This is a genomic window from Acutalibacter sp. LFL-21 (assembly GCF_025630755.1).
Lineage (GTDB): Bacteria > Bacillota > Clostridia > Oscillospirales > Acutalibacteraceae > Acutalibacter > Acutalibacter stercoravium.
In genome coordinates this window covers 282,778-296,491 of record NZ_JAOTNT010000003.1, presented here as the reverse complement: position 1 = coordinate 296,491, position 13,714 = coordinate 282,778, and the positions used below count along the sequence as shown (strand labels likewise).

The window sequence follows — 13,714 nt, the reverse complement described above, 5'->3', positions numbered from 1 at the left end:
TTGCCTTGGGCGTTCCTGTTATTTCCCTGCGGGCGCTTCCCGCTGGGAAACGGGGAGGGCCTGCCGGCGGGCTGGTCCTCCCCCCTTCGATGTGGAAGATTTGGAAAGGGGGCGGCGGGATGGAGGCCATTACCAGCCGGCAAAACAAAGTGGTGCGAGAGGCGGCAGAGCTTTTGTCCTCTGCGGGGGAGCGCCGGAAACGGCGGCAGTTCCTCTGCGAGGGCGCCCGCCTTTGTGAGGACGCGGCCCGCTCTGGGGTGGAGATTCTGCGGTGCTTTGTCACAGAGGGCGCCCGGGAAAAATATGCCCAATATCTGCGGCCCGTGCTGGCAGCCAGTGGAGAAAGCTATCGGATCGCGGACCATGTGGCGGGGCTGCTGTCCTCCACAAAGCACCCCCAGGGGGTATTCTGCCAATGCCGCTGGCCCCGCAGCCTGCAGGAGCCCCCGGCCCGGCGGGGAACCTCCTGCGCAGTGCTGGAGGACCTGCAGGACCCAGGCAACCTGGGCACTATCCTCCGCACGGCAGAGGCGCTGGGGGTTTCACAGGTGTGCCTTTTGGGGGAGTGCTGCGACCCCCTCTCCCCCAAGGCCCTGCGGGCTTCTATGGGGGCGGTGTTCCGCCTGAGCCTGTGGGAAGAGCCCCAGCGGGAGCGGCTGTGCTCTCAGCTGCGGGGGGAGGGATACACCCTGCTGGCCTCTGTGCCGGAGAAGGGCGCTTGCCCCGTGACAGAGGCGGGGCTTGCCCGGGGAAAATTTGCGGTATTTATTGGAAATGAGGGGAACGGTCTGACAGAGGAAACCATCGCCCTGTGCCACAGCCGGGTGACTATCCCTATGGCGGGCCGGGCGGAGTCCCTGAACGCCTCGGCGGCGGCCACCATCCTGTTGTGGGAGCTGGCCCGAGGGCAGGAAGGAGAGCGGGCTCATGGATGAGCGGGTGTACTGGATTTGGATACAGCGTGGCTTTGGGGAGGGCAGCCCTATGCCCTGGCGGATCCACCAAAGCTGGCCTGGAGGGGTGCGTGGCTTTTACGAGGATGGGCCCCGGGCTTGGAACAGCATGCCCAGCATTCGGGAGAAAGAGGCGGCCGCCTTGTACAGCTTTTCCCTGGAGGAGGCCCAGGCGTAGCTGGAGTATGCCGAACGGGTAAATTGGCAGGTGATTACCCCGGAGTGTGAAAAATATCCCCTGGCGCTGAGGAATATTTTTGACCCTCCTGCGGTACTGTATGGGAAAGGGAGCCTGCCCGACGTGGACCGGCAGCCAACCATCGCGGTGGTAGGCGCCCGGAAGGCTCAGAAGGTTTCGGAGGAAAAGGCGAAAGAGTTTAGCTACCAGCTGGCCATTGGAGGCGCGGCGGTGGTTACAGGGGGAGCGGTGGGCATTGACGCCGCGGCCATTTTGGGCGCCATGAGCGGAGAGGGGCCGGTGGTCAGTGTGCTGCCGGTAGCCCTGAACAGCTCTTACCCCAGCCGGAATGCCTTTCTGCGCCAAAGCCTTCTGGAACGGGGCGGGGCCCTGCTGACGGAGTATTTCTCCCAGCAGACCCCCAGCTATGGCACCTTTCAGGTGCGAAACCGCCTGATTACCGGCCTGGCCTGCGGGGTGTTGCTGCTCCAGGCCGCTCAAAAGAGCGGGACTATGCTCTATGCCGCCCATGCCAAGGATCAGAACCGGGATGTTTTCGTCTGGCCGGGCGCCTGTGGGGATGCAGCCTTTGCCGGCGGACGTGGGTTGATTGAGGACGGCGCCAAGGCGGTGGAGCGGGGCGAGGACATTTTAATGGAATACAGCCACCGCTTCTGGAGGGAGGAACGGGTCATCCCGCTGTTCGTTCCCCAGAAGGATTTGGATGAGCAGGAAGTGCTCCCCGCCCTGGCAGACCCGGGGCAGGAGCCGCCTACCCCGCTGGAAGAGGCCGTGCTGGCCGCTTTGACCCGGAAACCCCAATCTGCCGCCCAGCTGGAGGAACAGACCGGCTTGCCCGCCGGGAAATTGCTGGGGGTCTTGACGGAGCTGGAGCTGCGCGGCGTGTGCCGCGCCTGCCCGGGCGGGCGCTATTGCCTGGGGGAGCGGAGTCCCCAGAAAAGCCGGGACGCCGGCGGCGCGCTGGCCCTCACTGGGGAGCAGGCCCTGGTGCTTACCGCCCTGGAAGAGCGTCCCCACTCTGTGGCCCAGCTGGAAGAGTGCACCGGCCTGCCCGCCGGGAAACTGCTGGGGCTGTTGACAGAGTTGGAGCTGCAGGGCCTGTGCCAGTCCTGCCCAGGCAAGCGCTACCGCCGGACGTGAGCTGGTTATTTTGCTATCGGGGGCGAGTGATTTGAAAATAGAACATGTGGCAATAGATGTGCAGGATTTGGAGAAAGCCCGGGCCTTTTTTCTCCGCTATTTTGATGGGGCCTCCAATGAAGGGTATCACAATCCCAAAACAGGGCTGCGCACCTATTTTATCTCCTTCCAGGGCGGGACACGCTTGGAATTGATGGCCCGTCCGGATGTGAAAGACCGCCCGCGTTCTTTGTTGGAGCGCGGGTACGCCCATTTGGCGTTCAGCCTGGGAAGCCGGGAGGCGGTGGACAGCCTGACCCGGCGCCTTCGGGAAGACGGGTACCGGGTGATAAGCGGCCCGCGCACCACCGGGGACGGTTACTACGAGAGCTGTGTAGAGGGCGTGGAAGGAAACCTGATCGAATTGACGGTGTAACAGAACCTTCACAAATTTTGATTTGACAAACACTCCCTGCCGGAGTATTGTAAAATGGATATCCCCCGGGCGGCCTGTCTGGCCGGGCGGGGTTGCAGAACCGCCTCCGGTAGGGGGGCGGAGGAAAAAGGAGCGTGACAGATGCATGTCGAAATTGGTGATTGTGGAGTCGCCTTCCAAGGCGAAGACCATTCAGAAATATCTGGGCAAGGGCTATGAAGTGGTGGCCTCCAACGGCCATGTGCGGGACTTGCCCAAAGCCCGCCTCAGCGTGGACGTGAAAAATGATTTTAAGCCCAAATACAGCATTATCAAGGGAAAGGAGAAGCTGGTTAAAGAGCTGAAAGAGGCGGCCGCCGAGTCTGACGGTGTGCTGCTGGCCACCGACCCGGACCGGGAAGGGGAGGCCATCTCCTGGCACCTGGCCTATATCCTGGGCTTGGATGAGAACGCCCCCGACCGGGTGACCTTCAACGAGATCACCCGCACCGGCGTGGAGGAGGGCATGGCCCACCCCCGGGCCATCGACCTGGACCTGGTCAACGCCCAGCAGGCCCGGCGCATCCTGGACCGGCTGGTGGGCTATACCCTCAGCCCCTTTTTGGCCAAAACCATCCGTCCCCGGCTTTCCGCCGGGCGGGTGCAGTCCGTGGCAGTGCGGATGATCGTGGACCGGGAGGAGGAGATCAAGGCCTTTGTGCCCCAGGAATATTGGACCATCGACGCGAAACTGACGGCGCCGCCCTCTAAGGCAGTGTTTGCCGCTGCTTTCTACGGGGACGAGAACGGGGAAATCAAGATCAATTCCCAGGAAGAGTCTGACAAGCTTTTCGCGGAGCTGGAGAAGGAGGACTTTCTGGTCACCGCCGTGAAGAAGGGCAAAAAGAACCGTTCGCCTGCGCCGCCCTTTATCACCTCTACCCTGCAGCAAGAGGCCAGCCGCAAGCTGGGCTTCCAGGCCCGGCGCACCATGAAGGCCGCCCAGGAGCTGTATGAGGGCGTGGAGATCGAGGGCATGGGCTCCATCGGTTTGATCACCTATATGCGTACCGACTCTTTGCGGATTTCGGAAGACGCCATTAAGGACGCCACCGCCTATATCGAGGAGCGCTGGGGCAGCAAATACCTGCCCTCTAAGCCGCGGCATTTCAAGTCCCGTGCCAATGCTCAAGACGGCCACGAGGCCATCCGCCCCTCCACCATCAGCTTGACCCCCGACCAGGTGAAGAGCTCTTTGACCTCGGACCAATACAAGCTCTACAAGCTCATCTGGGAGCGCTTCATCGCCTGCCAGATGGCCAACTGCGTGATGAACACCACCCAGGCCACCATCAACGCCGGGCGCTACATCTTCAAGGCCTCCGGTTTCAACGTGACTTTCGAGGGCTTTACCACCCTGTATGAGGAGAGCAAGGACGAGGAGGAGAAGGCCGGCAAGGACCTGCCCCCCCTGGAAGAGGGCATGAAGCTGAAGGTGAAGGACCTGAAGGGCAACCAGCACTTCACCCAGCCGCCGCCCCGCTACACCGAAGCTTCCCTCATCAAGACCCTGGAGGAAAACGGCATTGGCCGGCCCTCCACCTATGCGGCCACCATCTCCACCATCACCACCCGGGAGTACGTCACCCGGGAGGGAAAAGCCTTCAAGCCCACAGAGCTGGGAGAGGTTATCACCAAACTGATGAAGGAGCGCTTCCCCAAAATTGTCAACGTAAAGTTCACCGCCCAGGTGGAGGACGAGCTGGACGCTGTCCAGCGGGGGGACGAGGATTGGGTGGAGACCCTTCGGAAATTCTATGAGGATTTCGACAAGACTGTGCAGAAGGCCAAAAAAGAGATGGACGGGGTCAAGATCAAGCTGAAAGAGGACGAGACCGACGTCATCTGCGAGAAGTGCGGCCGCCGCATGGTGGTGAAGGTGGGCCGGTACGGCAAGTTCTTGGCCTGCCCTGGCTACCCTGAGTGCAAGAACGTGAAGAAGATTGTCAACGACACCGGCGCCGAGTGCCCCAAGTGCGGCGGCAAGATCATCCAGCGCAAGTCCAAAAAGGGCCGGGTGTTCTATGGCTGCAGCGAGTACCCCAAGTGTGACTTTGTCTCTTGGGACCCGCCCAGCAAGGAAAAGTGCCCTGTCTGCGGCAAAACCCTGATGCAGAAGAAGAGCAAGGATAAAACCCTGTACTGCGTCACCCCCGGCTGCACTTTCCCTGGAAAGCGCCCTGCTGAAGAGGACGAGGGCTGATATGGGACATCAGAGCGTGACCGTCCTGGGGGCGGGCCTGGCAGGCTGTGAGGCCGCCTGGCAGCTGGCCCGCCGGGGTTTCCCCGTGACCCTCTATGAAATGAAGCCCCAGAAATTTTCCCCGGCTCATCAAAGCGGGGATTTCGCGGAGCTGATCTGCTCCAACTCCCTCAAGGCCAGCCGCATCGGCAGCGCCGCCGGCCTTTTAAAGGAGGAGATGCGCCGGTTCGGCTCTCTGCTGATGGCCTGCGCGGAGAAGTCCGCGGTGCCTGCCGGGGGCGCCCTGGCCGTGGACCGGGGGGAGTTCTCCCGCTTGGCCACCCAGGCCATCGAGGGGGAGCCCCTTATCACCGTGGTGCGGGAGGAGGTTACGGAGATCCCGGAGGGCCCTGCCATCGTGGCCACCGGCCCCCTGACCAGCCAGCACCTCTCCGAGAAGATCCAGGCCCTGTGCGGGGGCGGCCTCAGCTTTTTCGACGCGGCGGCCCCCATCGTCACTCGGGAGAGCCTGGACATGGAGCACTGCTTCGCCGCCTCCCGCTATGGCCGGGGGGACCAGGACGGGGAAGAGGGGGACTACCTCAACTGCCCCATGAACAAGGAGGAGTACGACGCCTTCGCGGAGGAGCTGGTGAAAGCGGAGCGGGCTCCGGTCCACAGCTTTGACGCCCGGGACCCCAAAGTCTACGAGGGCTGCATGCCCATCGAGGTGCTGGCCTCCCGGGGGCACGACGCCATCCGCTTCGGCCCCATGAAGCCGGTGGGCCTGCGGGACCCCCGTACGGGCCACCGGCCCTGGGCGGTGCTGCAGCTGCGCACAGAGAACCGGGAGCGCACCTTGTTCAACCTGGTGGGGTTTCAGACCAACTTAAAGTTTGGGGAGCAGCGCCGGGTGTTCGGCATGATCCCCGCCTTGCGGAACGCGGAGTTCGTCCGCTACGGCGTCATGCACCGGAACACCTTTCTGAACTCCCCCGGCCTGCTGGCGGGCGACTATTCCCTCTGCCGGCGGCCCACACTGTTCTTTGCGGGGCAGATTACCGGGGTGGAGGGCTACATGGAGTCCGCCTCCTCCGGCATTCTGGCGGGAATCAACATGGCGCGGCGGCTGTGTGGAAAACCCACCCTGCTGTTGCCGGAAACCACTATGATGGGGGCCCTTTCCCGGTATGTCTCTGGCTATGAGGGCAAGGACTTCCAGCCCATGGGGGCCAACTTTGGGGTGCTGCCGCCCCTTTCTGAAAAGATCCGGGACAAGCGGCAGCGGTATGGAACCCTTTCCCGGCGGGGCCTGCGGGACCTGGGGGCCTATTGCCGGGAGATGGACGAGCCCCTGCGAGAAAGCGCTGTGAGCGCGCAAGAGGAGGAGAGCGTATGAAGATCATTGTAGACGCCTTTGGCGGGGATAACGCCCCCCAGGAGATTTTGCTGGGCTGCACCCAGGCCCGGGCCGATCTGGGGGTGGATATCCTTCTCACTGGGGACAAGGCCCGCCTGGAAGCCTGCGCCAAGGAGCTGGGCCTCTCTCAGGACCTGGCGAAAATGGAGATCCTCCCCTGCGGGGAAATCTTGACCATGGAGGACGAGCCCACCAGCGTCATCCGGGAGAAAACAGACAGCTCTATGGCGGTGGGCCTGCGGGCCCTGGCCCAGGGCCGGGGCGACGCCTTTGCCAGCGCCGGGAACAGCGGCGCCCTGGTGGTGGGGGCCACCACCATCGTCAAGCGGGTGCGGGGCGTCAAGCGGGTGGCCTTTGCCCCGGTAATGCCGGGCACCAATGGCTTTTTCATGCTCATCGACGGGGGCGCCAACGTGGACTGCCGCCCGGAGATGCTGCTGCAGTTCGGCCTGATGGGCTCGGCCTATATGAAGAACGTCATGGGCGTTGAGAACCCCCGAGTGGCCCTGGCCAACGTGGGGGCGGAGGAGCACAAGGGGGACCAGCTCCGGCAGGAGGCCCTGGCCCTGCTGAAGGCCTGCCCGGACATCCGCTTTACCGGCAATATCGAGGCCCGGGACATCCCCTACAACCAGGCGGACGTGGTGGTTGCCGACGGCTTTACCGGCAACATGATCTTAAAGCTGTACGAGGGCGTTGCCATGGCTCTGATGGACAAGGTCAAGGGCGTGTTTATGGGCAGCCTGAAGGGCAAGATGGCGGCGGCCATGGTCTACAACGACCTGAAGAAGATGAAGAAAGAGCTGGACTACAACGAGTACGGCGGCGCGCCCATCATGGGCTGCTCCAAGCCCGTGTTCAAGATCCACGGCAGCGCCAAGGCCTCCACGGTGAAGAGCGCCCTGGCCCTGAGCCGGGACTACACCCAGTCTGGCATTATCGAGCAGATCGGGCAAGCGGTCTCGAAAAAAGGGTAAGGAGGGGGATAGGCCATGCGGCCATTGGAAGATTACGAAAAGCTGATTGGCTACCGCTTTCAAAACAAACAGCTGCTGGAAACCGCCTTGACCCACTCCTCCTTCGCCAACGAGCACAAGTGCAAAAGCTATGAGCGGCTGGAGTTTCTGGGCGACTCGGTGCTGGGCTTCGTCACGGCGGAGTTTCTGTTCGAGCATTTCCCCCAGCTGCCAGAGGGCCAGCTGACCAAGACCCGGGCCGGCCTTGTCTGCGAGCGCAGCCTGTGCGGGTTTTCCAAGGCGCTGCATGTGGGGGACTTCCTGCGCCTGAGCCACGGGGAGCGCCACTCCGGCGGCCGGGAGCGCCCCAGCATTTTGGCGGATGTGTTCGAGTCCACCACCGCCGCCATCTACCTGGACAGCGGCAGCCTGGAGGAGGCCAAGAAGTTCATCCTGCGGTTTATCGCCCCAGCGGCAAAAGCCCAGAGCGTGAAGCCCTTTAAGGACTACAAGACCACCCTGCAGGAGATCATCCAGCAGAACCCGGAGGAGAGGCTGGAGTACGTGGTCACCGGGGAGAGCGGCCCCGACCACGACAAGCACTTCACCGTGGAGGTGCACTTGAACTCCAACGTCATCGGCAAGGGCGGCGGCCGTTCCAAAAAGGAGGCGGAGCAGCAGGCCGCCCGGGAAGCCCTGGAGCTGATGGGCTACTGATGGGGAACGTGGCCATTTTCGTACCCCATGTGGGCTGCCCCCAGCAGTGCAGCTTCTGCGACCAGCGGGCCATTACCGGGGGGGCCCAGGCCCCCACGCCCCAGCAGGTGTGGGAGACCGCCCAGGCGGCCGCCGTTCACTTGGGGGAGCGGGTGAGAGAGACAGAGATCGCTTTTTTCGGAGGCAGCTTTACGGCCATCGGCAGGGAGTATATGCTCTCCCTGCTGGCCCCCGCCAAGGAGGCCGTGGAGCGCTTGGGCTTTCGGGGGCTGCGGTGCTCCACCCGGCCGGACGCCATCGACAGGGAGGTGCTCTCCCTGCTGAAGGCCCACCACATGGCAGCCGTGGAGCTGGGGGCCCAGTCCATGGACCGGGAGGTGCTGCGCCTCAACCTCCGGGGCCACACCCCGGAGGACACCGCCCGGGCGGCGGGGCTCATCCACGCCGCGGGGCTGGAGCTGGGCCTGCAGATGATGACGGGCCTGTATGGTTCCACCCCGGAACAGGATGTGGAAACCGCCCGGGCCCTTATCGCCCTAAAGCCGGACACGGCCCGTATCTACCCCACGGTGGTGCTGAAGGGCACCCAGCTTGCCACCCTGTACCAGCAGGGCAGGTACAAGCCCCAAAGCCTGGAGGAGGCCGTGGAGCTCTGCGCCCGGCTGCTGCCCCTGTTTGAAGAGGCGGGGGTGCGGGTCATCCGGGTGGGGCTCCACGCCCAGGAAGCTGTGGAGAGCCGCCGGGTGGCGGGGGCCTACCACCCCGCTTTCCGGGAGCTGGTGGAGAGCCGCCGGTTCCTGTCCCGGCTCCTGCCGGAGCTGGAGCGGCGGGGGCCCGGCGCCTACCAGGTGCGGGTGTGCCCCCGGCAGCTCTCCGCCGCCACAGGGCAGAGGCGGGCCAATGTGGAGGCTTTGGCACAGCGGGGCTACCGGGTGCGCTTTGTGCCGGACCGGGAGCTGCCCTTTGGCAGCTTCCTTCTGGAACGGCAGGAAACAAGAAATGAGAAAGGGAAGCTGGCTCAATGATCTTAAAATCTTTGGAATTGCAGGGGTTCAAGACCTTTCCCGACAAGACCAGCCTACAGTTTGAAAGGGGCATCACCTCGGTGGTGGGGCCAAACGGCAGCGGAAAAAGCAATATCAGCGACGCCATGCGCTGGGTGCTGGGGGAGCAGAGCGTGCGCACGCTGCGCTGCTCGAAAATGGAGGACGTCATCTTCAACGGCACGCCCCAGCGGAAGGCCCTGGGCTTTGCCGAGGTCACCCTCACCATCGACAACGCCGACCGGCGCCTTCCCTTCGACAACGACACGGTGGCCGTCACCCGGCGGTATTACCGCTCGGGGGAGAGCGAGTACCTCATCAACAAGAACACCGTGCGCTTGAAGGACATCAACGAGCTCTTTATGGACACGGGCCTGGGAAGGGACGGCTATTCCATCATCGGCCAGGGCAAGATCGACAGCATCGTGGCCGCCCGTTCCGAGGACCGCCGGGAGATTTTTGAGGAGGCGGCGGGCATCTCCCGCTACCGCTACCGCAAAGAGGAGTCTGAGCGCCGCCTGAACAAGGCTGAGGAGAACCTGGTGCGCCTGCGGGACATCCTCTCTGAGCTGGAGGGACGGGTGGAGCCCCTGCGCCTCCAGGCGGAAAAGGCGGAGCAGTTCATCGCCCTGGACAAGGAGAAGAAGGGCCTGGAGATCGGCATTTGGCTGGAGACCCTGGACCGCTCCGGCAGGGTGCTGCGAGAGCACGGGGAGAAAATCTCCCTGGCCCAGGCCCAGCACGGGGAGCTGGAGGAGGAGATCCAGTCCATTGCCCAGCGCACCGAGGAAAACCTCCGGGAGGTAAACCAGTGCACCGTGGGGATGGAGGAGGCCCGCGCCCAGGCGGCTGCCCTGGATGAACAGGCAGTTCGGGCAGAGGGAGAGGCGAGCCTTTTGGAAAATGACGCCGCCCACAACCGGGAGAACCTCCACCGGCTGGAGGGCCAGGTGGAAGAGGCCTCCCGTTCCGGCCAGGACGTGGACCAAGAGATTTCTGGCAAGCGGGAGGAGATGGCCCAGAAGGAGCGCCAGATTCAGGAGAGCCGTGACAGGCTTCTCGCCTTTACCCAGCGGCTGGAGGAACTGCGCCAGGGAGCCGATGAGGCCACCCGGCAGATGGAGCAGGCCGCGGTGGAGCTGGCGCAGTACAACGCCTCTCTGGCGGAGCAGCGCATTGCCCTGTCGTCTACCCAGACCTCTGTGGTGGAGATCCGCCACCGGGCCGGGGCTGTGGAGGAGAGCGTGCGCCAGGCCCAGGAACGCCTGGCCTCTGCCCAGCAGGAGGCCAGGGAACTGGAGGAGCTGCTCCAGGCGGCGGAGACGGCTGTCTCCGGCCGGGAGAACGCGGTCAAGGGCTACGAAATGCGTTTGGAGAGCCGCCGCAGGCGGGCCCAGCAGGCCAAGGAGGCATGGGATAAGCTGGTTCTGGATGGGAACGAGCAGCTGCGCCGGGCCAAGCTGCTGACGGATCTGGAGCGGAACCTGGAGGGCTTTTCCCAAAGTGTGAAGCAGGTGATGAAAGAGGCCGGCCGGGGGATGCTCTCCGGGGTGTGCGGCCCGGTCACCCAGCTGCTGAAAACGCCCCGGGAGTACGCCGTGGCCCTGGAGACGGCCCTGGGGGCCTCGATGCAGCACATTGTGGTGGAGACGGAGCAGGACGCCAAAAACGCCATCCGGCTGCTGAAGCAGCGGGACTGGGGCCGGGCCACATTCCTGCCCCTGACCACCATTCGGGGCAGTGTGTACAGCCCCCGGGAGATTGAAGGGATGCCCGGCTTCGTGGGCATGGCCAACACCCTGTGCTCCTGCGAGGAGAAGTACGGCAGCATCCGGGACAGCCTGCTGGGCCGGGTGGCTGTAGCGGAGGATTTGGACAGCGCCGCGGCCATTGCCAAGCGGACGGGCTACCGCCTGCGGGTGGTCAGTCTGGACGGCCAGGTGGTCAACGCCGGAGGCTCCTTGACTGGCGGCTCCAAGGGCCGCAGCTCTGGGCTGCTGAGCCGGGCCTCTGAAATTCAGCGCATCCGGGAAAAGGCAGCGGACCTGCAGCGGCAGGCGGAGGCCGCCCAGCAGGAGTACCGCCAGCGGCAAGGGGAGCTCTCCTCCTGCGAGGCGGAGCTGGATGCCGCCCGGGGCGAGCTTTCCTCCGCCCAGGAGGAGCGCATCCGCATCACTTCAGAGCGGGCCCGGGTCAGCCGGGAACTGGAACAGCTTGCGGAAACCGCCGCCGGCCTGGAGAAGGAACAGAGCGATTCCGAAGGCCGGCTGCAAGAGCTGGGAGAGCGGGAGAAGGCGGTGCGCGCCGCCATTTCCCAGCTGGAGGGCCAGGTGCGGCAGGCAGAGACGGAAAGCCAGCGCCTCTCGGGCATCCGGGAGGAGCAGATGTCCCATTGCGACGAGATCTCCCAGACCATTCAGGAAATCCGCTTGGGAGAGTTCTCTGCCCAGAAAGATTGGGACGCCTTGGCCGCCGCTGTGGCGGGTTTGGAAGAGCGCAAGAGGGATTCCGCCGGGGCTGTTTTACGGCTGCGGCAGGAAATGGACGCCCTGCGGGAAAAAAACACGCATCTGGAACAGCAGCGGCAGGCCGCGCTGGTTCGGGCACAGGAACAGAAAGGCCAGGCGGAGGCCAAGCGGCAAAGCCTGCAGTCCATCGCCCAACAGCGCTCCGGCCTGGAGCGGGAGGCCCAAAGCCTGCGGGAGCGGGAGCGAGAGGTGACCGCCCAGCGGGAGAACGTGGGGCGGGAGCTGGCCCGCCTGCAAGAGCGCTCTGAAAACCTGCAGAAGGAGTACGACGCCATCCTTTCCCGAATGTGGGAGGAGTATGAGCTCACCCGCCGGGAAGCGGAAGAGGTGGGAGAGCGGATTGAGGACCTTCCCACCGCCCAGCGCCGTCTGGCGGAGCTGAAAAACAAGATCAAGGCCCTGGGCGCCGTAAACGTGGGCGCCGTGGTGGAGTACCAAGAGGTGTCAGAGCGGTATGCGTTCTTAAAGAGCCAGGTGGATGACGTGGAGAAATCCAAGGCCGAGCTGCTGGAGCTGATCCAGGACCTGACCAAGCACATGCGCCAGCAGTTCACCGAGCGCTTCGCCCAGATCAACCAGAACTTCGGCCAGATCTTCCGGGAACTGTTCGGCGGCGGGGCGGCGGAGCTTTCCTTCACCGACGACAGCGATGTTCTCACCTCCGGCATTGAGATTAAAGTCCACCCGCCGGGGAAGATCGTCACCCACATCGAGTCCCTCTCCGGCGGGGAGAAGGCCCTGGTGGCCATCTCCATCTACTTTGCCATTATGCGGGTCAACCCGCCGCCCTTTTGCGTGCTGGATGAGATTGAAGCCGCCCTGGACGACGTGAACGTGGCGCGGTTCGCCCAGTACCTGCGGCGCATGAGCCGCCAGTCCCAGTTCATCACCATCACCCACCGCCGGGGCACCATGGAGGGCAGCGACATGCTTTACGGCGTGACCATGCAGGACCAGGGCATCTCTAAGCTGCTGGCCCTGCGCACAGAGGAGGCCGCCGAGTTCGGCACATAAACGAGAACTGATCCCAACAAGAGAGGAAGGAATACATGGGCATCTTTGACAAGATCCGGGAAGGCCTGAAAAAGACCCGGGACAATATCAGCGGGCAGATCACGCAAATGGTGAACTCCTTCACCAAGATTGACGAGGAGCTTTTCGAGGAGCTGGAAGAGCTGCTGGTCATGGGGGACGTGGGCATGAATACCGCCCAGTACATCTGCGACCAGCTGCGGAAGAAGATCAAGGAAAAGGGCATCACCGACCCCAGCCTCATCATGGGGGAGCTGAAGGCCATTGTTTCGGAAATGCTCCAGGGGGACAATGAACTCCACGCCGGCACCAAGCCCTCCATCATCCTGGTCATCGGCGTCAATGGGGTGGGCAAGACCACCACCATCGGCAAGCTGGCCTCCCGCTTGAAGGGAGAGGGCAAGTCCGTCATCCTGGGGGCGGCGGATACCTTCCGGGCCGCTGCCATCGAGCAGCTGGAGGTCTGGGCGGACCGGGCCGGGGTGCCCCTTATCAAACACCAGGAGGGGGCCGACCCCGCTGCCGTGGTGTTTGACACCATCGCCGCGGCCAAGGCCAGGGGCTGCGATGTCATCATCTGCGACACCGCCGGCCGGCTGCACAACAAGAAGAACCTGATGGACGAGCTGGGGAAGATCAGCCGCGTCATCGACCGGGAGCTGCCCGGCTGCGACCGGGAGACCCTGCTGGTACTGGACGCCGCCACCGGCCAGAACGCCGTGAACCAGGCCCGGGAGTTCCAAAGCGCCGCGGGCATTACGGGCATTGTGCTCACCAAGCTGGACGGCACCCCCAAGGGCGGCGTGGTGCTGCCCATCATGCAGGACCTGGGCCTGCCGGTGAAGTTCATCGGCGTGGGGGAGCAGGTGGACGACCTGCAGCCCTTTGACCCGGATGCCTTTGCCAATGCCCTGTTTGACAACGAGCGGGACGACACCCCCGTCTTTGCCGAAGATAGGGCGGCTGCCCAGCTGGAAGAGCAGCGCCAGGAGGAAGAGGTGCTGCAAGAGCAGGAGCAGGCCGGAGAGGACGCCCTGGAGGGCGAGGAGCTGTTCCAGCAGCTGGAGGAGCGCCCCCTCACCGAGGAGAG

Annotated in this window: 10 protein-coding genes and 1 pseudogene; all 11 read left to right on the top strand. The window is 64.0% G+C overall.

Features of this window, described 5'->3' with window-relative positions; all coding sequences use genetic code 11:
- The first annotated feature begins 119 nt into the window (after positions 1-119).
- A complete protein-coding gene (locus ODJ80_RS05380) occupies positions 120-935 on the top strand; it encodes a TrmH family RNA methyltransferase (RefSeq protein ID WP_263041236.1) in 816 nt (271 codons plus the stop codon).
- Positions 928-1,131, top strand: a complete 204-nt coding sequence (locus ODJ80_RS05375; RefSeq protein ID WP_263041235.1) for a hypothetical protein — start codon at positions 928-930, stop codon at positions 1,129-1,131. The genes ODJ80_RS05380 and ODJ80_RS05375 overlap by 8 nt, the downstream gene beginning before the upstream one ends.
- Positions 1,132-2,292, top strand: coding sequence for a DNA-processing protein DprA (gene dprA, locus ODJ80_RS05370; RefSeq protein ID WP_263041270.1), 1,161 nt, complete (start codon positions 1,132-1,134; stop codon positions 2,290-2,292).
- Positions 2,293-2,323: 31 nt separating this feature from the next.
- The gene (locus tag ODJ80_RS05365; protein ID WP_263041234.1) at positions 2,324-2,707 is read left to right on the top strand and encodes a VOC family protein; all 384 of its coding nucleotides are present in this window, start codon (positions 2,324-2,326) and stop codon (positions 2,705-2,707) included.
- Between the two features lie 145 nt (positions 2,708-2,852).
- Positions 2,853-4,949 carry a type I DNA topoisomerase gene (gene topA / locus ODJ80_RS05360; protein WP_263041233.1) on the top strand — a complete coding sequence of 699 codons (2,097 nt, stop codon included), beginning with the start codon at positions 2,853-2,855 and terminating at the stop codon, positions 4,947-4,949.
- A gap of 1 nt (position 4,950) precedes the next feature.
- Positions 4,951-6,327, top strand: coding sequence for a methylenetetrahydrofolate--tRNA-(uracil(54)-C(5))-methyltransferase (FADH(2)-oxidizing) TrmFO (gene trmFO / locus ODJ80_RS05355; protein ID WP_263041232.1), 1,377 nt, complete (start codon positions 4,951-4,953; stop codon positions 6,325-6,327).
- A complete protein-coding gene (plsX, locus tag ODJ80_RS05350) occupies positions 6,324-7,325 on the top strand; it encodes a phosphate acyltransferase PlsX (RefSeq protein ID WP_263041231.1) in 1,002 nt (333 codons plus the stop codon). The genes trmFO and plsX overlap by 4 nt, the downstream gene beginning before the upstream one ends.
- 15 nt (positions 7,326-7,340) lie before the next feature.
- Positions 7,341-8,021: a ribonuclease III gene (gene rnc, locus ODJ80_RS05345; RefSeq protein WP_263041230.1), complete on the top strand. Its 681-nt coding sequence runs from the start codon at positions 7,341-7,343 to the stop codon at positions 8,019-8,021.
- Entirely contained in the window at positions 8,021-9,046 is a 1,026-nt protein-coding gene (locus ODJ80_RS05340) for an elongator complex protein 3 (protein WP_263041229.1), read from the top strand. Before rnc ends, ODJ80_RS05340 begins: the two co-directional genes overlap by 1 nt.
- Positions 9,043-12,606 carry a chromosome segregation protein SMC gene (gene smc, locus ODJ80_RS05335; protein ID WP_263041228.1) on the top strand — a complete coding sequence of 1,188 codons (3,564 nt, stop codon included), beginning with the start codon at positions 9,043-9,045 and terminating at the stop codon, positions 12,604-12,606. Before ODJ80_RS05340 ends, smc begins: the two co-directional genes overlap by 4 nt.
- 35 nt (positions 12,607-12,641) lie before the next feature.
- Positions 12,642-13,544, top strand: a pseudogene (gene ftsY, locus ODJ80_RS05330) (signal recognition particle-docking protein FtsY); the annotation flags it as partial.
- Positions 13,545-13,714: the final 170 nt, after the last annotated feature.